Source organism: Dietzia sp. IBK-p2-16D, assembly GCF_057773085.1.
The window spans coordinates 82,243-103,190 of sequence record NZ_JBYMTL010000001.1 but is presented as its reverse complement, the minus strand read 5'-3'; the positions used below and the strand labels follow the sequence as shown (position 1 = coordinate 103,190).

Annotated in this window: 24 protein-coding genes; 15 read left to right on the top strand and 9 right to left on the bottom strand. The window is 68.3% G+C overall.

Going from position 1 to position 20,948, the window contains the following annotated elements:
* Positions 1-21: 21 nt before the first annotated feature.
* Together AC3DE3_RS00530 and AC3DE3_RS00525 are read left to right on the top strand one after the other, a co-directional pair.
* Positions 22-2,376 carry an ATP-binding cassette domain-containing protein gene (locus AC3DE3_RS00530; RefSeq protein ID WP_488368629.1) on the top strand — a complete coding sequence of 785 codons (2,355 nt, stop codon included), beginning with the start codon at positions 22-24 and terminating at the stop codon, positions 2,374-2,376.
* Positions 2,377-2,405: 29 nt separating this feature from the next.
* On the top strand, positions 2,406-2,849 hold the full coding sequence (locus tag AC3DE3_RS00525) for a PaaI family thioesterase (RefSeq protein ID WP_488368628.1): 444 nt from the start codon (positions 2,406-2,408) through the stop codon (positions 2,847-2,849).
* Between the two features lie 4 nt (positions 2,850-2,853).
* Here the strand turns inward: AC3DE3_RS00525 and AC3DE3_RS00520 are convergent, their stop codons facing one another.
* Both AC3DE3_RS00520 and AC3DE3_RS00515 read right to left on the bottom strand, forming a co-directional pair.
* Entirely contained in the window at positions 2,854-4,629 is a 1,776-nt protein-coding gene (locus tag AC3DE3_RS00520; protein ID WP_260487479.1) for an FUSC family protein, read from the bottom strand.
* A gap of 6 nt (positions 4,630-4,635) precedes the next feature.
* Positions 4,636-4,839, bottom strand: coding sequence for a hypothetical protein (locus AC3DE3_RS00515; protein ID WP_260487478.1), 204 nt, complete (start codon positions 4,837-4,839; stop codon positions 4,636-4,638).
* Between the two features lie 64 nt (positions 4,840-4,903).
* Between AC3DE3_RS00515 and AC3DE3_RS00510 the strand changes: the two genes are divergently transcribed.
* Positions 4,904-5,494, top strand: coding sequence for a pyridoxamine 5'-phosphate oxidase family protein (locus tag AC3DE3_RS00510; protein WP_488368626.1), 591 nt, complete (start codon positions 4,904-4,906; stop codon positions 5,492-5,494).
* A gap of 9 nt (positions 5,495-5,503) precedes the next feature.
* Entirely contained in the window at positions 5,504-6,133 is a 630-nt protein-coding gene (locus tag AC3DE3_RS00505; RefSeq protein ID WP_488368625.1) for a GyrI-like domain-containing protein, read from the top strand.
* A 2-nt stretch (positions 6,134-6,135) separates the two neighbouring features.
* Here AC3DE3_RS00505 and AC3DE3_RS00500 read toward each other — a convergent pair whose 3' ends face one another.
* Positions 6,136-6,582, bottom strand: coding sequence for a MarR family winged helix-turn-helix transcriptional regulator (locus tag AC3DE3_RS00500; RefSeq protein WP_488368624.1), 447 nt, complete (start codon positions 6,580-6,582; stop codon positions 6,136-6,138).
* Positions 6,583-6,642: 60 nt separating this feature from the next.
* Between AC3DE3_RS00500 and AC3DE3_RS00495 the strand changes: the two genes are divergently transcribed.
* On the top strand, positions 6,643-7,119 hold the full coding sequence (locus AC3DE3_RS00495; protein ID WP_187352268.1) for a DoxX family protein: 477 nt from the start codon (positions 6,643-6,645) through the stop codon (positions 7,117-7,119).
* Between the two features lie 17 nt (positions 7,120-7,136).
* On the opposite strand, the gene AC3DE3_RS00490 is transcribed toward AC3DE3_RS00495, so the two are convergent.
* A complete protein-coding gene (locus AC3DE3_RS00490; protein ID WP_488368623.1) occupies positions 7,137-7,853 on the bottom strand; it encodes a winged helix-turn-helix transcriptional regulator in 717 nt (238 codons plus the stop codon).
* Positions 7,854-7,980: 127 nt separating this feature from the next.
* Here AC3DE3_RS00490 and AC3DE3_RS00485 point away from each other — a divergent pair, with 127 nt between their 5' ends.
* Complete coding sequence (locus tag AC3DE3_RS00485) at positions 7,981-8,340, top strand: DsrE family protein (protein ID WP_154830689.1); 360 nt, start codon at positions 7,981-7,983, stop codon at positions 8,338-8,340.
* A 63-nt stretch (positions 8,341-8,403) separates the two neighbouring features.
* Positions 8,404-9,894, top strand: coding sequence for an amidase (locus AC3DE3_RS00480; protein WP_488368622.1), 1,491 nt, complete (start codon positions 8,404-8,406; stop codon positions 9,892-9,894).
* A 193-nt stretch (positions 9,895-10,087) separates the two neighbouring features.
* Here AC3DE3_RS00480 and AC3DE3_RS00475 read toward each other — a convergent pair whose 3' ends face one another.
* On the bottom strand, positions 10,088-10,216 hold the full coding sequence (locus AC3DE3_RS00475; protein ID WP_276507530.1) for a hypothetical protein: 129 nt from the start codon (positions 10,214-10,216) through the stop codon (positions 10,088-10,090).
* A gap of 368 nt (positions 10,217-10,584) precedes the next feature.
* Between AC3DE3_RS00475 and AC3DE3_RS00470 the strand changes: the two genes are divergently transcribed.
* The 4 genes from AC3DE3_RS00470 (at position 10,585) to AC3DE3_RS00455 (ending at position 14,234) form a co-directional block, all read left to right on the top strand.
* Complete coding sequence (locus AC3DE3_RS00470) at positions 10,585-11,697, top strand: tyrosine-type recombinase/integrase (RefSeq protein WP_488368621.1); 1,113 nt, start codon at positions 10,585-10,587, stop codon at positions 11,695-11,697.
* Positions 11,694-12,050 (top strand): helix-turn-helix domain-containing protein, encoded by a 357-nt coding sequence (locus AC3DE3_RS00465; RefSeq protein WP_260487470.1) that lies wholly within the window; start codon positions 11,694-11,696, stop codon positions 12,048-12,050. The genes AC3DE3_RS00470 and AC3DE3_RS00465 overlap by 4 nt, the downstream gene beginning before the upstream one ends.
* 427 nt (positions 12,051-12,477) lie before the next feature.
* Complete coding sequence (locus tag AC3DE3_RS00460; RefSeq protein WP_488368620.1) at positions 12,478-13,587, top strand: hypothetical protein; 1,110 nt, start codon at positions 12,478-12,480, stop codon at positions 13,585-13,587.
* 137 nt (positions 13,588-13,724) lie between these two features.
* The gene (locus tag AC3DE3_RS00455) at positions 13,725-14,234 is read left to right on the top strand and encodes a hypothetical protein (protein WP_260487468.1); all 510 of its coding nucleotides are present in this window, start codon (positions 13,725-13,727) and stop codon (positions 14,232-14,234) included.
* 140 nt (positions 14,235-14,374) lie between these two features.
* On the opposite strand, the gene AC3DE3_RS00450 is transcribed toward AC3DE3_RS00455, so the two are convergent.
* Both AC3DE3_RS00450 and AC3DE3_RS00445 read right to left on the bottom strand, forming a co-directional pair.
* Positions 14,375-14,833, bottom strand: a complete 459-nt coding sequence (locus tag AC3DE3_RS00450) for an SRPBCC family protein (protein WP_260487467.1) — start codon at positions 14,831-14,833, stop codon at positions 14,375-14,377.
* 245 nt (positions 14,834-15,078) lie between these two features.
* Entirely contained in the window at positions 15,079-15,861 is a 783-nt protein-coding gene (locus tag AC3DE3_RS00445) for an alpha/beta fold hydrolase (protein ID WP_488368619.1), read from the bottom strand.
* A gap of 114 nt (positions 15,862-15,975) precedes the next feature.
* Between AC3DE3_RS00445 and AC3DE3_RS00440 the strand changes: the two genes are divergently transcribed.
* Positions 15,976-16,479 carry a DUF309 domain-containing protein gene (locus AC3DE3_RS00440; protein WP_488368618.1) on the top strand — a complete coding sequence of 168 codons (504 nt, stop codon included), beginning with the start codon at positions 15,976-15,978 and terminating at the stop codon, positions 16,477-16,479.
* A gap of 26 nt (positions 16,480-16,505) precedes the next feature.
* Here the strand turns inward: AC3DE3_RS00440 and AC3DE3_RS00435 are convergent, their stop codons facing one another.
* On the bottom strand, positions 16,506-16,994 hold the full coding sequence (locus AC3DE3_RS00435) for a pyridoxamine 5'-phosphate oxidase family protein (RefSeq protein ID WP_260487463.1): 489 nt from the start codon (positions 16,992-16,994) through the stop codon (positions 16,506-16,508).
* A 195-nt stretch (positions 16,995-17,189) separates the two neighbouring features.
* On the opposite strand from AC3DE3_RS00435, the gene AC3DE3_RS00430 reads away from it, so the two are divergent.
* Positions 17,190-17,687, top strand: a complete 498-nt coding sequence (locus AC3DE3_RS00430; protein WP_488368617.1) for a hypothetical protein — start codon at positions 17,190-17,192, stop codon at positions 17,685-17,687.
* Between the two features lie 64 nt (positions 17,688-17,751).
* Here AC3DE3_RS00430 and AC3DE3_RS00425 read toward each other — a convergent pair whose 3' ends face one another.
* Positions 17,752-18,495: an MBL fold metallo-hydrolase gene (locus AC3DE3_RS00425; RefSeq protein WP_260487460.1), complete on the bottom strand. Its 744-nt coding sequence runs from the start codon at positions 18,493-18,495 to the stop codon at positions 17,752-17,754.
* A gap of 154 nt (positions 18,496-18,649) precedes the next feature.
* On the opposite strand from AC3DE3_RS00425, the gene AC3DE3_RS00420 reads away from it, so the two are divergent.
* Together AC3DE3_RS00420 and AC3DE3_RS00415 are read left to right on the top strand one after the other, a co-directional pair.
* A complete protein-coding gene (locus AC3DE3_RS00420; protein ID WP_488368616.1) occupies positions 18,650-20,080 on the top strand; it encodes an L-lactate permease in 1,431 nt (476 codons plus the stop codon).
* A 74-nt stretch (positions 20,081-20,154) separates the two neighbouring features.
* Positions 20,155-20,508, top strand: coding sequence for a cupin domain-containing protein (locus AC3DE3_RS00415; protein WP_260487458.1), 354 nt, complete (start codon positions 20,155-20,157; stop codon positions 20,506-20,508).
* Positions 20,509-20,948 lie beyond the last annotated feature (440 nt).

Here is a 20,948-nt window from a genome sequence, read left to right as displayed (position 1 = left end):
CGGCAGATGAGGAGACCCGGGATGAGCGCCCACGCCGCTGACACGCACGACATCATCCGCGTCCTCGGCGCGCGCGAGAACAACCTCAGGTCGATCGACGTGGAACTGCCGAAACGGCGGCTCACCGTGTTCACCGGGGTCTCCGGCTCGGGCAAGAGTTCCCTGGTGTTCTCCACCATCGCCGCGGAGTCGCAGCGGATGATCAACGAGACCTACAGCGCGTTTGTGCAGGGCTTCATGCCGACCCTCGCGCGGCCGGACGTCGACGTGTTGGAGGGGTTGACCACGGCGATCGTCGTGGACCAGGAGCGGATGGGCTCCGACCCCCGTTCCACGGTCGGCACCGCCACCGACACCGGGGCGATGCTTCGGATCCTGTTCAGCCGTCTCGCGCAGCCGAGGATCGGCGGCCCCAAGGCGTACTCCTTCAACGTCGCATCGGCGTCCGGGGTGGGGACGCTGAAGAAGGCAGACGGTACCCGGCAGAAAGCCGAGTTCTCCATCACCGGCGGGATGTGCGTCCGCTGCGAGGGTCGTGGGTCGGTGTCCGACTTCGACATCGATGCGCTGGTGGACCGTTCCAGGTCCCTGTCGGAGGGTGCCATCACCGTCCCCGGGTACTCGATGGACGGTTGGTACGGTCGCATCTACTCCGGCTCCGGGTTCTTCGACATGGACAAGCCGGTGGGGGAGTTCACCGACCGGGAGATGCATGACCTGCTGCGCAAGGAGCCGGTCAAGGTCAAGGCCGATGGCATCAACGTCACGTTCGAGGGCCTGATCCCCAAGATCCAGAAGTCGATGCTGTCCAAGGACGTCGAGGCGATGCAGCCCCACATCCGTGCATTCGTGGAGCGGGCCGTGGTCTTCACCACCTGCCCCGAGTGCGACGGCACCCGGCTCAACGAGGGGGCCCGATCGTCCCGCATCGGGGACAGGAACATCGCGGACGTCTCGGCCATGCAGATCACCGATCTTGCCGAATGGCTCCGGGGTATCGCCGACCCGTCGGTGGCGCCGCTGCTCGACTCCCTGCAGCACACGCTCGACTCGTTCGTGGAGATCGGCCTGGGATACCTCTCCCTCGACCGCCCCGCCGGGACCCTGTCCGGCGGCGAGTCGCAGCGGGTCAAGATGATCCGGCACCTCGGCTCCGCACTGACCGACGTCACGTACGTGTTCGACGAGCCGTCGATCGGCCTGCACCCCCACGACATCCGTCGCATGAACGGGTTGTTGCTGAGGCTGCGCGACAAGGGCAACACGGTCCTGGTGGTCGAGCACAAACCGGAGACCATCGCGATCGCCGACCACGTCGTCGACCTCGGGCCCGGCGCCGGATCGGAGGGCGGTCAGATCTGCTTCGAGGGATCGGTCAGCGGGCTCCGCGGGAGCGACACCGTCACAGGTCGTCACCTGGACGACAAGGCGGCCCTCAAGCAGTCCGTGCGATCGGCCTCCGGGGTGCTGGAGGTGCGTGGCGCGACCGCGCACAACGTCCGGGACGTGGACGTGGACATCCCGCTCGGGGTGCTGTGCGTGGTGACCGGCGTGGCCGGGTCGGGCAAGAGCTCACTCATCCACGGTTCGGTGTCCCCTCGCGACGGGGTGGTCGCGATCGACCAGGCCGCCATCCGTGGGTCCCGACGCAGCAACCCGGCCACCTACACCGGACTGCTCGAGCCCATCCGCAAGGCGTTCGCCAAGGTCAACGGCGTCAAGCCGGCGCTGTTCAGCCCGAACTCCGAGGGCGCATGCCCCACCTGCAAGGGCGCCGGCGTGATCTACAGCGACCTCGCGATGATGGCCGGCGTCGCCACGACGTGCGACGACTGCGAGGGCAGGCGCTTCCAGGCCGAGGTGCTCGAGTACCGGTTCGGCGGCCGGAACATCGGCGAGGTGCTGGGGATGTCCGTCGCACAGGCCGAGGAGTTCTTCGCCGGGGGAGAGGCGCGGATCCCCGCAGCGCACAAGATCCTCGTCCGGCTCCGCGACGTCGGCCTGGGCTACATCCGTCTCGGCCAACCCCTGACCACGCTGTCCGGTGGCGAGCGGCAACGACTCAAGCTCGCGGCGCAGATGGCCGACAAGGCCGAGGTCTACGTCCTGGACGAACCGACCACCGGCCTGCACCTGGCCGACGTGGCGACCCTGCTGGCGATGCTCGACCGGCTGGTCGACGCCGGGAAGTCGGTGATCGTGATCGAGCACCACCAGGCGGTGATGGCCCACGCGGACTGGATCATCGACCTCGGCCCCGGGGCCGGGCATGACGGGGGCCGGGTCGTGTTCGAGGGCACCCCGGCCGATCTTGTCGCCGCCGCCTCCACTCTCACCGGGGAGCATCTGGCGGAGTACGTGGCTGCGGCGACCTAGCCGGTGCCGGTAGCGGGTAGAAAGACCCCATGGTCGATTCCGGCGGGTTCCCCGATGCCAGCTCCTCCGACGCCAGCGCCTTCGTCCGCGCCTCCGGGCTCGTCGTCGACGAGGTGACGACCACCTCGCTGCGCGGGCACGCGGACCTGGGGGAGGAGCACCTCACCGCGTGGGGGACGGTCCACGGCGGCGTCTACGCGAGCATCGTGGAGTCCGCAGGCGGAGCGGGAGCCGGATTCGCGGTCGCCGACCGGGGGCAGATCGCGGTCGGCGTCCACAACGGCACCGACTTCCTCCGTCCGTCCACCGGCGGGCGGGTCGAGGTCACCGCGCATGCCCTGTTCCAGGGCCGCAGCCAGCAACTGTGGGATGTCGTGATCAGCCAGTCCGGGAGCGGAGCCGTGCTCGCACGGGGCCAACTCCGGCTGCAGAACGTGCCCAGGCCGGACACCGCCGCCACTCCTGGACGCTGAGCACTCAGCCGAACTGCGCCCCCGTGCGCCGGCAGTGTTCACGGATACGCGCGTCGACGGGATTATCGGCTCCGACCGGTCGCCGGCCCGAAGGCAGCTCCAGATCCGCGAGCTCCTCCCACCCGGGCGCCGACGCGGCGACCGCGTCCACCCCGTGCGTCCCCAGCATGAGGTACCCGGCGTGGGTGACGGCCTCGGCGGTTCTGGCCTCGGTGGAGTCGGCGTGCCCGTCCGCCACGAGGAGGGAATGACTGGCATTGAGGTCGCGCAGCGTCGAGGACAAGGTGGGTTCTCGGCGCGCCTGTTCCTCCCCCCGGGCGAACTGTGCGAGCTCACGCAGCACCCGTCCGGTGTCCGCGCGGACGGCCCGGTGGTGGGCCCGTCGACCGAGACCCCACAGCACGGCCAGAGCCACGAGGACGCCCACGACGGTGTCGAGCAGTCGCTCGCCGACCAGCGACAGGGGCCGCTCCGGGACGTTGCCACCGGAAGCGATGAGCAGGGCGAGCGGGGTGATGAGTGTAACCGCGAGTCCGTAATTGCGGGTGACGAGCAGCTCGATCGTGAACTGCAGGACCACGATCAGTCCTATGAGCCACCACCCGGTGGGCTGCAGAATCGCTACCAGCAGAAACAAGCCGAGACCGGCGACGGTGCCGGTCAGGCGGTGCAATGCCCGGTAGGTCCGGGCCGCCCGGGGGCCGCCCTGGTGGAGTACGAGAGCCGAGAACGCGATCGCCCAGTACAGGTGCGGCTGGTCGGGGCCTGCGAGCAGCGTGAGCAGGACGATGGACGCGGCCGTGGCGACCCCGACCGACGCGGCCACCGACCACGGTTCACCGGGCCACCGGAGCCCGTTGGCCAGCCGCCACCGCAACGAACCGATGTGACCGCGTTCGTCGTCGGCGAGCGCGCGCTCGGTTCGTTCGGCCGCCGAGGCGGTGGGCAGGTCGATGTCGGAGGTCTCGGGCGTCTCGCCCAGCCAGCGACCGGCGTCGGGGTTGCGGGGGTCCCACGCATGGTCTTCCCCGGGCACGATGTGGACGGTGGCCCGCGCGGCGCGCTCCTCGTAGTCACGCCGAGCAGCGGCCAGTCCGGCGATAATCTCCTCCGTCGGCGTCCACATCCCTTCCGCGACGGCCTCCTGTGCCTCGGCCAGGGCGTGCGCCGCTGCACGGTGCTGTGGGCGACTGTCGGGCCCGGGTTCCGTGGAGGCGTAGGCGGCGACCGCGTCCCGCGCACGCCGGACGGCTCGCCGTTCCGGCCGGCGCGGGTCACGGAGGAACTCCGCCATCGTCACCAGCCAGGCCACGGCCGCCCCGACGGCAGTCATGGCCGGGACGACGATGGGCTCGACGCCGTGTTCACCCACCACTAGGTAGGCGATGCCGGAGCACAGGACGAGGAAGTACGAGCCGGGAGGCCCCACCCGGAATGCCAGGCACAATCCGGCGGTGACCATCGCCAGGAGCACGGCGCACACCGCGAAGGCCACCTGGGATCCCGCCGTGAACGCCCCCAGCGCAGTCGCCGCCACCAGCCCCAGTCCGATACCCGCGACCGTGACCGCGCGGCGACGGATCGGTGCCGCCGGCGCGTAGAGCACCGCGAATGTGCCCGTCACCGTGAGAAGGCCCAGATCGAGCCGCCCGAACAGGTACGGGATCGCCAGGCACAGCAGGACCGTGAGCCCCGCCTTGATCGCGTTCGGTAGACGCGGGGGGCTCGGGGCAAGGGTGACGAGGGGCCGCAGCAGGGTGCCGGGTGTGGTCGACGCCATGCGCGGTCAGGCCGTCCTTCCGAATCTCTTGTGCAGCGCTTGTTTGCTGACTCCGAGCACCATGCCGATCTCCGCCCAGCTCATGCCCTGCAGCCGGGCGTGCCGCACCGCGGCGGCTTCCTGGCGGGCGATGTCGGCCTTCGCATGCGCGATCGCGGCGAGCCTGTCGATCGGGGAGTCGTCGTCGGAGAAATCGAATGTCGTTTCCATGGCCACCACCTCGACCGTCAACTTACATTGACGACGCACCGGGCGTCAACTATCATTGACGGCCATGGCAGCCAACCACTACCCGGGGATCGCGTACGGACCGGCGGTGCGGGCCCGGCAGGACGCCGTGGGGGTCACCCTCCCCGTCGACACCGGCGACTTCTCCCTCGACGGCACCGATGTCGCGCTGATCCGGAGCGCCGACCACTTCTCCCTCTCGACGGTCACCGAGTCGGGCTGGCCCTACGCGCAGCACCGCGGCGGCCCGGCGGGGTTCGTGCACGTCGTCGACGACACGACCCTCGCCTGGGCCGAGTTCCCGGGCAACCGCCAGTACGTCTCCACGGGCAACGTGGACCACGACGGACGCGCCTGCCTGCTCTTCGTCGACTACCCGACCCGCCGGCGGTTGAAGGTCTTCGGTCACGCGCGGGCGGTCGAGCCGGACGCCGACCCCCAGCTGATCGACCGGCTCCGGGCCATGGGGGACAAGCAGTACTCCGGCCACGTGGAACGCGCGATCGTGGTGGACGTGGTGGCCACTGACGCCAACTGCAGTAAGCACATCACCCCGCGGTGGGATCGCCGGTACGTCGACGAGCTGACCTCGGTGTACCGACGCCGGATCGAGGAGCTGCAGGCCGGATCGGCGTAGCCTGCTGCCATGGTCGGCGACCCACCCAACTTCGACATCAAACGCGAGCGCAGGGACCTCTACGACGCCAAAGCCGGCCGATTCGATCTGGTCGAGGTCCCACCGATGACCTTACTCATGGTCGACGGGCAGGGAGATCCCGCTACCGCGCCCGAGTACAGGGCCGCCGTCGAGGCGCTGTACGCCACGTCCTACGCCGTGCGCGCGGCGGCCCGGACCGTGCTGGGACGAGTCCACACGGTGGGCCCGCTCGAGGGCCTCTGGTACGCCGACGACCCGCAGGTGTTCACGTCCCGCGACAAGGCCGCCTGGAGTTGGACGATGATGATCTGGCAGCCGGACTGGGTCACCCCGGACATCCTGTCCGCCGCCATGGAGAAGGTGACGACGACGAAGGTGCCGGACGCCCGCGAGCGGGTGCGGTTCGACGAGTATGCCGAGGGGACGGCGGTGCAGACGCTGCACGTGGGCCCCTACGACGACGAGGGCCCGGCCATCGCGCGGATGCACGAGGAGGTCATCCCCGCACACGGCGCCGTCCCGTCCGGGCACCATCACGAGATCTATCTCTCGGACCCCCGTAGGTCCGATCCCGCCAGACTCAAGACGATCCTGCGTCAGCCGATCACCATCGGCTGACGTTACCGATCGCCGCGATCGGCTCCGTCGAGCGAGGTCACGAGTCGCTGTGCCAGGGTCCGCAACTGGACGAGATCTTTCTGCGGCATGTCCACCCTGTCCAGCAGGGAACACTGGATCGTCTCGGCTTCAGCGCGCAGCCTCCCGCCGGCCTCGGTGAGGTGGACGTGGACACTCCTGCCATCGCCGGCGGAGCGGGATCGCGCGACCAGGCCGGCATGCTCCAGTCGCGCCAACAGAGGGGAGAGGGTGCCCGAGTCGAGGAGGAGTCGGTCCCCGAGCTGCCGGACCGTCAGTCCGTCCTCCTCCCACAGCACGAGGAGGGCGAGATACTGCGGATAGGTCAGGCCAACCGATGCCAGGGCGTGCCGGTAGGCAGACGTCGAGGCGCGAGAGGCGGCGTAGAGGGCGAAGCACACTTGCTCTTCCAGGCGGAGGTCGGCATCCATTGCCCGATTATGGACCACGATTGGGTTGCGCTCAACTAAGTTGTGCGCAACACTACCCCCATGAACTCATCCGACCGAACCCAGACGACCCCGGGATCCCGTCCGCCCTCGCGCCGACGGCGCAGCGCGGGGGAGATCGTTCGCCATGTCGGACGGTGGGCCCTCGGCGCCGCACTCCTCGGCGCGGGGACCGGCCACCTGACGACCATGCGCGAGGAGTTCCAGGCGCAGGTCCCGACGTGGGTTCCGCTCGACCCGGACTTCGTGGTGGTCGCCTCCGGCGTGGTGGAACTCGGCCTCGGCGCGGCGCTCATCTTCGCACCGACCCAGTTCCGTCCGGCGGTCGGCGGCGTGACGGCGGCGTTCTTCATCGCCATCTTCCCCGGGAACATTTCGCAGTACGTCACGGGCACGGATGCATTCGGGCTCGACAGTGACCGCGCACGGCTCGTCCGACTATTCTTCCAGCCGGTGCTCGTGGCGTGGGCCCTGTGGTCCACCGGCGCCTGGCGCGCCTGGCGGAACCGGAACGCGTGAGGACCCGCGCGCGCACGTCAACCCGGACCCCGGGGCCCGTCGTCGCCGCGGACTGACGTCTCCGCCTCTCGGACGCCCCCCAGGATCGGATGACATCCCAACCAGGCGGGGAATCGTTCCGTCAGTTCCGGCGGACCCCAGAGTTCGACCCGGCCGTCACCGATCTCGTCGCGCATGACGGCGTCGCCCATCCAGATCCTCGTCAGGGTCCGAAGGTCGGAGTTCACCCGCAGGTCGACATCCAGGCCCGGGTCGACCAGGCACAGGTCGATCGCGTCGTCCACCACCATCCAGTAGGTGGTCCTGCGGGGCGGCCCGTCGCGGATCCACATTTCTATGACGATCCGGCGGTCGGCCAGTCCGGCGGGACGGAGCATCCGGCGGATGTCCCACATCAGGAACGACGGATCGAGCTCGTCAGGTGTGTACCTGCTCCGCGCCCAGCGTTGCCCCCAGATGCCCATGGCCTCGATCACGGGGTGCAGCTCCCAGCCCGATGCGGTGAGGGTGTATGTGCTGTCCCGCCCGGCTCCGTGGTGTTCCACCACGCCGGCGGACACCAAGTGGTGCAGCCTCTTGGACAGCAGGCTCGGTGAGATCAACGGAACTCCTCGCTGGATCTCGCCGAATCGACTGGAACCGCACATCAGCTCGCGCAGTATCAGCGGAGCCCATCGCTCACACAGGAGTTCCGCGGTCTTCGCGACGGGGCAGAACTGCCCGTAGCCGTTCATCCGTCCACGGTAGACCCGCTGAGGCCCGGCGTCACTACACATCGCGAAGTGTGCGCGCCGCTCCCGCGGTGGTCCCCTTGCAGTGTCTCATCGCGCATCCGGTGCGTGGACGGAAGGAGCAGGGGAGATGAACAGAGCAGTCGTATCGCTGACGACCGGGCTCGAGGACGCGGAGAAGGTGACCGTCGCCTTTCTGGTCGCGGTCGGGGCCGCCGAATCGGGCCGGCCGACACTCATGTTCCTCACCAAGGAGGCCGTTCGGCTCGCGGTGCGTGGGGTCGCGACCGGAACGGCCTGCCAGGGTTGTCCGTCGATCGAGAGCCTCATGGCCCGGTACGTGGCCGCGGGTGGCACCTATCTGGTGTGCCCGATCTGCGTGGATGCCAAGCAGCTGACCGACAGCCCCCTCATCGACGGGGCGACCAAGGGCGGGACCGTGCCGATGTGGGAGTGGATCGGGGAGGGGGCGACCACGTTCAGTTACTGACCCGGACCACGGCGATCCCGAACCGGACCGGGTCAGCGATCGCGCTGCGTAGACTCCGACCCCATGCGCTTCGATGAGTTCAGGAGTCACGACGCCCTCGGACTCGCCGCCCTGGTGAGACGTCGCGAGGCCACCCCCGTCGAGCTCCTCGACGCAGCAGTCAAGCGCGCCGACAGCGTCAACCCGGGACTCAACGCCATCGTCCACCGAATGGACGGAACGGCCCGTGATCGAGCGGCCGGGGACTTGACGGGCCCGTTCGCCGGGGTTCCGTTCCTCCTCAAAGATCTCGGACAGGATTATGCGGGGTCGCCGACCAGCGGGGGTTCCCGCCCGCTGGTCGGGGTGCCGGCAGTCGAACACGCGACGGTGGTGCAGCGGTGGCTGGACGCGGGCCTGGTCGTCTTCGGCAAGACCAATACCCCGGAGTTCGGGGCCAAGGGAATCACCGAGCCTGAGCTGTTCGGCCCCGCCAGGAACCCGTGGGACACCAGCCGCAGCCCCGGTGGATCCTCGGGCGGGTCCGCCGCCGCGGTCGCGGCCGGAATCGTCCCGGTCGCGGGGGCGAGCGACGGCGGCGGCTCCATCCGTATCCCAGCCGCCTGCTGCGGTCTCGTGGGCCTCAAACCCGGCCGTGGACTGGTGCCGATGGGCCCGTTGCGCGGGGAGGCGATGCACGGCGCCGCCACCAACGGTGTCGTCTCGCGGTCGGTCCGCGACTCCGCTGCGATGCTGGACGTCCTGATGGGCGGGGAGCCGGGCGGCCCGTACGTTCCCGCCACGCCGTCCGAGTCGTTCCTCTCACAGGTCGGAGCGGACCCGGGCCGGCTGCGGATCGGGGTCTGTACCGCGTCGTCGATCAACCCGGAACCCCATCCGGAGGCCCTCGCTGCAGTCGAGAACGCCGCCCGAACGCTTGAGGACCTCGGCCACCACGTCGAGATCCTGGATGCACAGCCCGTCGACGACCTCGCGTTGGCACGAGACTTCCTCACCAGTTGGTTCGCGTATCTCGCGTGGTCGGTCGAGGACACCAAACGGCGGACGGGGTGCGCCGACCGGGACTTCGAGACGGATACCCGGATCGTCGCGGCACTCGGCAGGGCGCAGAGCAGCGTGGATTACCTCGACGCCGTGATGCGGCGGGACCAGTACGTCCGCGAACTGACCACCTACTTCGACGGTTACGACCTGCTCATGACGCCGACGTTGGCCGACCTACCGCCTCGCATCGGCGCTCTCGACACCCCGCCGCTGGCACGTCGCGGAGCGGCCGCGTTGCTCGCGACGCGTACTGCATCACTGCTGCGCCACTCGGGCTTCGTGGAGTCACTCATCAATGCCAACCTCAGCTGGGTGCCGTATACGCAATTGGCCAACCTGACCGGTCGGCCGGCGATGTCGCTCCCGCTGCACTGGACTCCGGAAGGCGTACCCATGGGAGTGCACTTCACCGCGCAGCTCGGGGGAGAATCGACGCTGCTGCGACTGGCCGGCCAACTCGAGCAGTCGTCGCCGTGGTCCGACAGGAATCCGGCACTCAACGACGCGTGAGCTCAGGGACTTCGCCCACCGGGGAACCCCCGGATGAAACGTCACAGTGTCGAAACAAGGGCGCCCTGCAGCGCTGCGGAGGAGCGGCGGCGGACCGATGCCGTGAGACCCCGGGCGGGTTCGCGAGATGAACTCACAGCGTCCGCGACCCGGGGCCTCACGGCGGCGCGGCGACACGGCGCCGCCGAGACGGTCAGGCCATGTCCGCCGGGATGACGCTGAGGAGCCACTGGTAGAGATCCACGAGAGGGTTGTGGATGAACATGAAAGCGTTCTCGACCGATCCGCGCATGATGACGTACCTTTCTCTGTCGAGCGACACGGTGCCGCCTCAGTGACTATTCGGACCCGTGCGAGAAGTGGATGGTTCGAATCGGCTCGAGCCACCTCCCGGCCAGCGCTTCCAAAGTGCCGATAATCTACATTATGTAAAGTCGAATCGACCCTATCTGCGCTTCCGGCACATAACGAGAATTCGGGTAACGCCCCAATCTTTCCTTAGCCTCCCCCGTGACCTGCACCTTTCCCTTATCGGCGTCCCGGCCCGCAGCGGCGTGCGCAGTACGTTCCAGCCACCTAAGGGACGAAGCCAGATAGCCCCTGACCGTGCGTTACTCACCCTCCTATTGCGCCTTTCGCAATCAGTGTGCGAAACTTGCAATCACTTTCCAGGGCTCGAGGACGGTCGTAATGACCCACCACGAAGACAACGTCACATTCGCAACCTTCGGTCAAGGCGCTCCGGATCCGGACGTCTTCCTGGAAGGCGTCCTGGACGGGTGGGCCCGACAGCAGCAGGCGAAAGATTTCGCCACGGCCACAATCGATACCCGCCGCAGGGTCATCATGAGCCTGATCGACTTTTCGGGACATTATCCGTGGGAATGGACCCTGGCGGACGCAGACGACTATTTCTCGCACGCCCGCGCGGTTCGAAACTTGTCGCATGGCACTGTGCGCTCCTACCAGGGCGCGATCAAGTTGTTCTGCGACTACGCCTGCGATCCGCGCTACGACTGGTCCGAACTCAGCGCAAGAATGTTCGGGCAGGTCTTTGCTCAAGTAGTGACCGAACTCAACCACGTTACTCACTCCGCGCCCACCGAGGCACGCCCGGCCAAACGACCGTTCACCCAGCACGAACTGCAGAGTGTTTTCGACCTGGCAGACCTCGAGGTCGAGCGAATTATTGAGTCAGGTCGTAAAGGCGCCGTGGCAGCTTGGCGGGATGCCATCGCGTTCAAGACCGCCTACAGCTGGGGGCTTAGGTCGAACGAACTCCGTCATCTTCAGGTGGTGGACTTCTCCCGCAACAGCCGGGCCCCCTACCTCGGCGACCACGGAGTTCTCCGCGTGCGCTGGGGAAAGGCGCATCGCGGCTCAGCGAAGAAGGTCCGCTCGGTGCTGACCGTGTGGCCATGGTCAGCGGAAATGATCGACCAATGGATCCGTCAAGGTCTACCGCGCTATGGCCACCCGATTAACGACTGCTTCCCCACCAGCACCGGCGCCCTGGTCGGCCCGTCGCAACTGCTCGGTCGGCTCCGTTCCCTGATCGACGAACTCGGACTTCCGCCTGGACTCGACCTGCATTCCTTTCGCCGCTCCTACGCAACCCATCTGGTCACCGGCGAAGGCTACGACGTGACCTTTGTCCAGCTCCAACTAGGACACGAACATGCCGCGACCACCTCGATCTACACACTGCCCTCCCCTGACTACCAAAGACTGGCCCTAGAGCGTGCACACAACCGCACCATCAATGCAGCGGTCGGACATCACACATCGGAGACGAATTCATGAGTAAACGAGAGGTCAGCTACACCTGGCGAGTCCGCGAGATCATGGCACGCCGCGGCGTGCACTCCGCCAAAGAACTCGCTGAACTGCTGCATGAACGCGGCATCACCCTCACCCCCAACGCTGTCTGGCGCATCGTCGCTCAAGAGCCCGAGCGCATCTCTTTCAAGGTGCTTGTAGCCCTCTGCGACGCTCTCAATGTCACGCCAAACGACCTGATCACCTACACCGCCGCCGACGCCCGAACCCGCCGACAACACCAGGTGGCGTCCGGTGAAGACGTCGCCGATCTACGCCACCTCAGACCAGTCCGCGCCCGCATAATCGAGGATGAGGACAATGACTCCCGCCGGTAGGCCAGCCACCGGCGGCAACGGCTCCGCAAGGCCCCCGACGGTGAGCGGGCTACCCAACCACAAAAAGCGCGGACGGCCCCGCTCGACTGGGAGGCACCGCTGCGACCGCTGCCACGACCAAGTCTCGACGATCCGCGTCCGGTGGCCCGACGGCGCCATATGCGGGCCCTGCTTCACCGAAGCCACACACACGTACGGCACCTGCTCAAGCTGCGGTGAGCACCGCATGCTCCCCGGCCGCTCCCCTGAACGGCAGCCTATATGCCGTGGCTGCGCCGGCATTACCACCGCCCTGACCTGCACGCGCTGCCATCGGGAGGCTCCTCGATTCCGCGCTGGGCTTTGCATCCGTTGCGCCCTGCAGGATGAGCTCGAATCCGTCCTTAAGCCGGGCAACGACCTCCGTCTGCACAGACTCGTCACCCTGTTGACCAGCAGCGAACGACCCCAGAGCATCTACATATACATGCGCCGCGGCACCAAAGCCAGAACTCTCCTAGAAGCGATCGGTGACCGCGAGCTTGCACTGACCAACGAGGCCTTCGACAACTTACCTAGCTCTAGATCCGTCGAACATCTCCGCGCCCTGCTCATCCACCACCGCATGATGCCCGCCCGCGGAGACGAGACGCTCGTACGATTCGAAAAATGGCTTACCAATCGAATAGCCGAATTACCCGACGACGGCACCAGCCAACTGATCGAGCGATACGCAACCTGGCAGCACCTCAGGCGGATCCGCGATCAGGCGGCAGACCCAGACTCTGACCTAGTAGCCGTCACCCAGGCGGCGAAACAGAACATCACCGAGGCCGGAAAATTTCTCCTCTGGCTGAACGAAAACCACCACGTGCCAGGAACTGAGCTACGCCAGCACCACGTCGACGAATACCTCAGTGGCGGGCCCAGCACCCGCGAACATATTCGGAACTTCGTCAGATGGCTCAGTGGACAAAAAGGGCACCAACACGGAACATTAGATGTACCTTTTCGCACACCCCATTCAATGCCCATGATCACGCAGGAAGAACGGATCCAACTTGTCCGAAACTGTATAGAGGACACCACCGTAATCCCGGCTACTCGTGTGGTCGGCCTCATCCTCCTGCTCTGGGCCCAGCCGCTGAACAAAATTGTCTCTCTCCGACGAGAACGCATCATTGCCAGCCCCGAAGGAATGCGAATCCTCCTCGGCAGTTACCCCGCAATCATTCCCGAAGCACTCACCGAGTTGTTCTGGCAGCAACTCCGTAACCCCGGGAACCAGAACACCACCAATTCTGATACTCCGTGGCTCTTCCCCGGCCGGATCGCAGGTAAGCACCTCCATCCGGCGACGCTGTACAGGCGACTCAGACTCCTCGGCATCGACGCCCAAAGGGCCCGAAATGCTACCTTCCGCGACTTATGCCAAGAAGTCGACGCCCGCAGCCTTATCGATCTCCTCGGGTACACCCGACCCGTTATCTCCCACCACGCAGCGCTATCCGGAACGGCCATGTCGGACTACACCACCCTGAAGCACCAACAGCCCTGATGGCCCAAATCACCGAGGGCGATCGCGAACGCCGTATACGGCACCTCTCGACCCTCCACATGAGTAGGGTGTGCCCAAGGAGGGGCCAGCCTCCGTAAGTAGTACCGCACCAGCAGAAGGATGCCTCGGATCGCCACATGAAGAAGCTCGCCCTCGCCATCACGCTCCTAGCGGCGCTAACCGCCTGTTCATCCGACGGCACGGGCGAGGAGCAACCAACATTTGCACCACCGACCGCGGACGAAGCGATGAGCGCGACTTCCGGGGCGTTAGAGCTAGCTATCTCCCAGACATGCGCCCCCGGTTCAGACCCACAGTGCATCCCCATCAATGACGAACACATCCTCGTCGTCCCCACCGCGTTCGAGCGCGCAGGCGTCGACTCCGCCAGCGGCGCACCGCCTTCCGGAGCGTCCGACATGATCAACGTGACATTCGACAGCGACGGAGCAGCCGTGGCTCGCACAATGACGGTCGAGGCTTCGCAGTCTGGAGACCAAACTCGACTCGTGATGAAGGTCGGCGATGAGATTGTCTCCGCTGTGCGAGTGCAAGGCGAGCTCCAAGGCGATCAAATGATGGTCGCCCTCCCGCCGGACGCGGCCACTGAAGAAATCCTCAATAGCCTCAACGGCCACGGCAAATAGCTACACAACGCAGACAGATACTCCGCGAGCTACGACGGGCACTGCGCAACGACGAGTTCGGCAGCTCATGATCCCCGAGGAATCGGATAACGCACTTTCCCATTAAGATGCTCGCGAGCCTGTCCCCGCCGAGGCGGTGGTCACATGCGACCGTCCTGCTTCTCGATCCACGCCCCCTCCCGCGCCGACTCCTCCAGGCGAGCTCGTTCGACTGAGATCCGTTCGATGCGCGGCAGCGCGATGGCAAGCACCGGCAGGTATCCCGCCGCCCAGACCGGAGCACCGAAGCTGAGGACACAGCCACCCGGCACCTCGATCACCTCGTGCCGCGTTGCGCGCACCCCGGCCACCTTCCACGCCCATGACCGCCGTTCCACGAAATCGGTGATCTCGAAGGGCAGGGACAGCCCCGCCACGGTCGTGACCGTCCCTCGCGCGCCGACCGTCAAGCCGGAGTCACCGTCGACCCGGGCGTCCGAGACGGTGGGCCCCCATCGCGGCCAGGTCTGCACGTCGGTGATGACTGACCACACCGTCTCCGGGCCCACGTTCATCCGCAGTTCGGTCGTCCACATCCCTCGGCGGAACGTACTGCGCATTCTCAGCACCGAACTCAGTGCAGCGGAACTCAGTGCAGCGGCGGACGCGAGGTGTTTCATCGTTCGGCCCGGCTGTCCGTCTCCCAGGCTTCTCCGCCCTCGCCTCGCGGCGGGCTACTCCACCACGTTGATGGCGGTCTCCCCCGGTCGCGCGCGTGACGGATCATCAACCCATGGTGGCAGAGCATCGTGCGGGCGCAACCGCCCATGGTGGTCACTACGCCACGATGGCGGCATGTGCCGGGTCAGCTGGTCCGGTCCAGGATGAGCCAACTCGCTTCCCGGGGCGCGTCCCATTGGGGGAAGTGGCCGCACCGATCGAACCAGTGCAGTGTCGCGTCGGGGAACGCGCGGGCGGCTCGCCGGGCCTGGGCCGGGAGTGTCACGAGATCGCGACGCCCCCACCCGATGGTGACCCGTCCCGGGACCGTGCCCGCGGGAGCACCCTGCTGCGGGGGGCCTTTCGTGAGCGCGTCCATCGCCGGGCCCGTCGCCGGTGCGTCGGCCAGCCCGGCAACGTCGGGCAGCACCGTTTGTGCCGACAGCGCCCATGGCCGCGCAGAGAGTTGCGCCAGCAGGGCGGTCCGACCCACCGGATTGCCCAGGAGGCGCGGCAACGCTCCCCGCAAGGCGCTGACCAGGGCGATCGACGGCCGCAGGGTGGCGCTGAACACCGCCAGCTCGCGATCACTCCAGAATCCGCCGGGGTCCAACGCCACGGTGTCACCACCGACGCCGCGCCGGGCCAACTCGAGCACGATCCGTCCACCCATCGACTGTCCGGCCGTGGACACCCCCTCCAGACCCGCCTCCTCGATGAACCGCTCGACCGCGTCGGCCAACGTCGCTATGGACACCTCGCCGTCCAGCGGTGGGGACTCGCCGAAACCCGGTAGGTCGACCGCGATGACCTCGCGACGCCCCGCCAGATCGTCGATGATGGGCTCCCACGATCGCCACCCCGCGCCGAGTCCGTGCACGAGAAGTAGAGGGCTACCCTGCCCGCGTCGAACATGATGCAGCGTCATCGGACAAGCCTACGGAGGGCTCGGAGGAAAGGTCGCCCGCCACGTGTCACGATCGGGTCCCGGCGCCCGGGTCCGAGGTGGCAGGCTGACGACGACGGATGGGACGATGGCGACATGCGCACCTCACCCGGCATGGACCGCGATCGCGACGAGGACGGCCGCGCGCGCAACTCACGCCCTCGCGATGAACTCGGCCGCCCGTTGCCGATCGGCAGCGTGGGTGTCGAGCGCATCCCCGAGGATCTCAATCTGCCCCCGGCCCGGTCGCTGGAATGGGCGCAGGATCTGTTGGACCGCGGCCTCGCGTTCAATGCCCACGAAGTTCTCGAGGGAGCCTGGAAGAGCTGTCCCGACGCCGAGCGCCTGCTCTGGCAGGGCCTGGCCCAGCTGGCGGTCGGCATCACCCATATCCAGCGCGGCAACACCAGGGGTGCGTTGTCCTTGCTCGCCCGTGCCGCCGAACGTATCGGCCACGGCAGCGGCCCCGCGCCTCACGGGATCGATACGACCGGATTGATCTCCCACGCCGACGCACTCATCGCCACCGTCCAGCGGGGCGACGAACCCTCTCCGGATCAGTTGAAGCCGCGGCTTCGCGTGCCGTCAGCTCTCCCCTGACCTCCGCCGCTCCGAACGGCTGGAGCTCAGAGTTCGACGGTGCCGCTGGTTCCCATGTCGGGAGTGCGTTCGTCACGGGACACCGCTGCGCTGACGAACGAGGCGATGTGCGCGATCCGCGAGCCGCTGGAGTCCCAGTACTCGGCGGTGTCGGCACGGATCAGTACCGAGGTGGCGGACTCCGGCCCCTCGGGAAACCATGCCCCGACGGCGGCATTCCAGTGCTCGGCCACCGCGTCACGGTCGTCGTCCACGACCGCTCTTCCTGCGACGGAGACGAACCCGTCCGAGGACTGAACTGAGACGTTGACCTGCGGGTTCGCCTCGATCTCCGACGGGAGGTCGCCGTGACGGGGTGCGAGCAACCGAATCGATCCGTCGAAGTCGGAGTTCTGGCGGGTCATGGGCCGCGCCATCAGCCGACCGTCTGCCCCGACGGTGGTGATCATGCATATCGGGGACTTCTCGATCAGGTCGGCGACGATGCGTTCGGGTGTTCTGGTGTCCTCTGACATGTATCGGACCTTTCCTCGTCGGGGCCTCCGTCCCCGTCCAACGTACGCCTCGGATCCCGGGCCTTCGTCCGCTGCGGAACTCCCGGCGCGGTCGGGCCGCACGTCGCCGGGGCGCGTCGATGGACGCGTCCTCTCCTCGGGTCTACCGTGGTGCCACCACCCCGCAGACGCACCCCGCAGACCGAGGAGGATGTCGTGACTCCAGCGAACAGACGAGCCGTACTGCTCCGCGCCGCAGGCAAGGGTGCCGCCGCCGGGCTCGCGGGCGGCGCGGCAATGATCGTCACCGAGAAGGCAGAGCAGCTGGTCACCCGCCGACCGGACTCCTATGTGCCTGCCCGCGCCCTGCTCACTGTGCTCGGACGGTCCCCCGACGACGGCCACAAGCCCATGGTGTGGAACCACCTGATGCACTTCGGCACCGCGGCGTCGCTCGGCGCACTACGGGGCGTCTGGGCTGCCACCGGCATCCGGGGCGTATCCGCGAGCGCCTGGCACACCGCGGTCCGCCTCAGTGTCGACCAGACCGTCGAGAACGCCACCGGGGTGGGCGCGCCGCCGGCAGCCTGGCCCCGCGGTGAGCTCGCCGTGGACGTCGGCCACAAGGCGGTGTTCGCGGCGGTCACCGGGGCACTCGTGGACCGCGCCATCAGGCCCACGCTCACGTCCTATCGCGGCCTGCGCAGCCACTAGCGACCGCGGCCGAGCGCTTATCCCCCGAGCGCTTATCCCCTGGTCCGGCGGCCCGCAGCGCGGTTCAGTGTTCGCCGACTGCGCGGGCGTGTCCGACCGCGGCGTCGACACCGTGGGTCCAGGGCTCGCCGTGGCCGGGCAGGACGGTGGAGGCCCCGGTGGCGGCGATCGGCGCCAGCGACTCCATCGCGCGGGCGGTGTCGGCCGTGGCCGCCGAGGCGACGATCTGCGGCCCCGTGGCGCCGGTGTACGGGTCCAGGGTCACCAGGGCGTCCCCGCTGAGGACCGTGTCCCGGTCGGGAAGGTGCAGGATGCAGTGCCCTCCGGTGTGGCCGGGGGCGAACATCGCCACGGGTCGGCCCGGGACGTCCAGAGCGGATCCCACCGGCAGCTCCCCGGTGTCCTCGATCCCCTTGATGGTGAGGGCGCCGGCCATGGCCATCCTCCCGAGCACCGGTAGCGACCGGGGATGGGTGAACGGGTACAGGAAGCGGTTGCGCTGGGGTTCATAGCTGTAGGGGTGCGCGGCCAAGTGCCCGTCGGCGGGGTGGATCAGAACCGGCACCTCCAGCTCGACCCGGGCGCGCCGTGCGAAGCCGACGTGGTCGAAGTGCCCGTGGGTCAGCACGACCGCCCGTACGTCTGCGGGACCACGGCCCAGCCGAGCGAGGGTGTCGGTCATGAGGTCCCACATGCTCGGCAGGCCGGCATCGACGAGGGTCACCCCGTCCTCATCGTCGATGAGATAGCAGTTGACGTGGGCATGCGCCAGGCGATGGACCCGGTCGGCGACTTCGGTGGCGTGCACGGTGCTCCTCTCCGGCGGTGGCTCGGTCCGGTCGGTCACGGATCGCATCGAGGTCCCGCCCGCCCGCGGTTGCGCCCGCAGTCGTGTGACGAGGGTCCTCGGCCCCCGGTGCTGTCGCAACCGCTGGCCCGGGACCCTCGGTAGGTTCGGTGCAGTGAGCGCTCTCGAGCAGACCGGCGCCGCCGTCGCGCCGGTCGTGGTGGTCCTGGCACTGTTGGCGCTCCGATCCCCCTCTCTGCTCGCGGGAGGCGCCGGCCTCGTGGCCGCGCTCGTCGGTGCACTCACCGTCTTCCGACCCGACGACGACGAGGTCTTCACCTCCCTGGCGCAGCTCGGGCCGACGGTCCTCGAGGTCGCACTCATCCTCCTCGGCGGCGTCCTCTTGGCCACGGCCCTGTCGGCGACCGGGAGCAGGGACCACATCGCCGGATGGCTCGAACGGGTCGGCTCCGGTGGCGACCGGGTGCCCGCGATCCTGCTGCTGGTCTTCGGCCTCACACCGCTCATGGAGTCGGTCACCGGTTTCGGGCTCGGCGTGGTGATCACCGCCCCTCTCCTCGTGCGGATGGGACTGTCGCCGGTGAAGGCCGTCGTGACGGGACTGCTCGGGTTGGTCCTTGTCCCGTGGGGCTCCCTCGGCCCCGGCACCCTCGTGGCCGCGGAACTCGGCGGTCAGGACGTCGCGGAACTCGGTTACTGGTCGGCCCTTCTGACCCTGCCGGTCCTCGTCGTGAGCATGACGACCGTCCTCATCGTCGTCACCACCCGGCCTTCGGCACGCCACGTGGCGCTCGGCGCCGCCGTCGTCGTGACCCAGTGGGCCGCTCTCGTCGCGTCCAACGCCGCGGTCGGCGTCCCACCGTCCGGCATCCTCGCCTCGGCCACCGTGATCGCCCTCCTGCTGGGGGTCGCGCGCATCCGGTACGGCGTGCTCCCCGCGGTCACCGCCGAGCTCGAGCGCGCGCTCGTCCCTTTCGCGGTCCTGCTCGCGGGGATCCTCGGCGCCACGGCCGTACTCGCCCCGTCCGGCTCCCCCGCCGCGGCGGGATGGCTCGCCTCCCCCGCCCTCTGGGTGACCATCGCGGCACTCGTCGCACTCCGCGTCTACACCACACCGGGCCCGCCCGTGAAGCGCCTCGTCCGGACAGCGGTGGCGACATGGGTCCCCATTGCGGGCAACGCCATCGTGTTCATGGCCATCGGCATCGTCATGGCCACCGCCGGGATGGCCGCCCACCTCGCCGATCTCGCCGCGGGGTTCGGAGAGGCGTCACTGGCCGGCATCCCGGCCATCGGGGCACTCGGCGGCTATCTCACCGGCACCAACACCGGTGCGGCGGCGATGTTCTCCGCCGCCACCTCCGGCGCCGCGGCCGGGCTGGGAGCCGACAGCCTCGTGACGCTCGCCGGGCAGAACGTCGCCGGGTCGTTCGCGATCATCGTCTCGCCCCCGCGCGTCGCCCTGGCCGTCGGCGTGGTCATGGCCGGCCACACCCGACTCCCCCGCGCCGCCACCCGCACCCTGGCCGCCGCCGTCGTGTCCGCCACCGTCGTGCTCTGCGCGGTGGTCGCCGTCCTGGCGTAGGGTGCGAACCAACGCGACTCGAGAGGCAGCTCAAACCGAGAGGCAGCGTGACCCGAGAGGCAGTGAGTTCCACCATGAACCATGTGACCGAGACGGCCGACCGCATCCTCACCCGCGCGAAGGAATCCGCGCACGGTCGCCACGCCGAGATCCTCGTCCGCGAGGGGCCACTGCGGCAGTCCCTCCTCGCGCTGACGGAGGGCACCGAACTCGAGGAGCACAACTCCCCCCCGGCCGCGAGCCTCTATCTCCTGCAGGGCGCCGTCCGCGTCACCGGCGACGGGTCCACGGACATCGCGGCGGGCGAACTGCACACGCTCACCCACCACCGCCACGCCGTCACCGCGCTCGCCGACTCCGTCTTCCTCCTGACGACGGTCACCGGCATCGCCGGCCAGGGCAGCTACGACGAGCCCGCCACCCCCTGACCCGGCGCGGATCCCCGACCCGCCGCCTCTGGTGCGGACGGCGGGCGCGGCGGATACTTGTCTCATGCGCACCCGGCACCTGGGCGTGGTCATCCGCCGCTCCCCCGATGAGGTCTACGCCCTCGCCGCCGACCCGGCCCACCTGCCCTCGTGGGCGGCCGGGCTCGCGGCGGGTGAGGTGCGATCCGACGGCGACACCCTCGTCGTCGACTCCCCCATGGGAGTGGTCCGCGTCCGGTTCGCCCCTACCAACGGCTTCGGCGTCCTGGACCACGAGGTCACTCTCCCCGACGGGACGGTCACCCTCAATCCACTGCGGGTCCTGCCCCACCCGCACGGGAGCGAGGTGGTGTTCACCCTGCGCGGAACCGACGGCGACGACGACGGGTTCGAGCAGGACGCCGCCGCCGTGGCCGAGGACCTCGAGCGCCTCAGGAGGG

Coding starts and splice junctions, on each gene's coding strand:
- AC3DE3_RS00530 (WP_488368629.1), top strand. CDS start 22: ATGAGCGCCCACGCCGCTGACACGCACGACATCATCCGCGTCCTCGGC.
- AC3DE3_RS00525 (WP_488368628.1), top strand. CDS start 2,406: ATGGTCGATTCCGGCGGGTTCCCCGATGCCAGCTCCTCCGACGCCAGC.
- AC3DE3_RS00520 (WP_260487479.1), bottom strand. CDS start 4,629: ATGGCGTCGACCACACCCGGCACCCTGCTGCGGCCCCTCGTCACCCTT.
- AC3DE3_RS00515 (WP_260487478.1), bottom strand. CDS start 4,839: ATGGAAACGACATTCGATTTCTCCGACGACGACTCCCCGATCGACAGG.
- AC3DE3_RS00510 (WP_488368626.1), top strand. CDS start 4,904: ATGGCAGCCAACCACTACCCGGGGATCGCGTACGGACCGGCGGTGCGG.
- AC3DE3_RS00505 (WP_488368625.1), top strand. CDS start 5,504: ATGGTCGGCGACCCACCCAACTTCGACATCAAACGCGAGCGCAGGGAC.
- AC3DE3_RS00500 (WP_488368624.1), bottom strand. CDS start 6,582: ATGGATGCCGACCTCCGCCTGGAAGAGCAAGTGTGCTTCGCCCTCTAC.
- AC3DE3_RS00495 (WP_187352268.1), top strand. CDS start 6,643: ATGAACTCATCCGACCGAACCCAGACGACCCCGGGATCCCGTCCGCCC.
- AC3DE3_RS00490 (WP_488368623.1), bottom strand. CDS start 7,853: ATGAACGGCTACGGGCAGTTCTGCCCCGTCGCGAAGACCGCGGAACTC.
- AC3DE3_RS00485 (WP_154830689.1), top strand. CDS start 7,981: ATGAACAGAGCAGTCGTATCGCTGACGACCGGGCTCGAGGACGCGGAG.
- AC3DE3_RS00480 (WP_488368622.1), top strand. CDS start 8,404: ATGCGCTTCGATGAGTTCAGGAGTCACGACGCCCTCGGACTCGCCGCC.
- AC3DE3_RS00470 (WP_488368621.1), top strand. CDS start 10,585: ATGACCCACCACGAAGACAACGTCACATTCGCAACCTTCGGTCAAGGC.
- AC3DE3_RS00465 (WP_260487470.1), top strand. CDS start 11,694: ATGAGTAAACGAGAGGTCAGCTACACCTGGCGAGTCCGCGAGATCATG.
- AC3DE3_RS00455 (WP_260487468.1), top strand. CDS start 13,725: ATGAAGAAGCTCGCCCTCGCCATCACGCTCCTAGCGGCGCTAACCGCC.
- AC3DE3_RS00450 (WP_260487467.1), bottom strand. CDS start 14,833: ATGCGCAGTACGTTCCGCCGAGGGATGTGGACGACCGAACTGCGGATG.
- AC3DE3_RS00445 (WP_488368619.1), bottom strand. CDS start 15,861: ATGACGCTGCATCATGTTCGACGCGGGCAGGGTAGCCCTCTACTTCTC.
- AC3DE3_RS00440 (WP_488368618.1), top strand. CDS start 15,976: ATGCGCACCTCACCCGGCATGGACCGCGATCGCGACGAGGACGGCCGC.
- AC3DE3_RS00435 (WP_260487463.1), bottom strand. CDS start 16,994: ATGTCAGAGGACACCAGAACACCCGAACGCATCGTCGCCGACCTGATC.
- AC3DE3_RS00415 (WP_260487458.1), top strand. CDS start 20,155: ATGAACCATGTGACCGAGACGGCCGACCGCATCCTCACCCGCGCGAAG.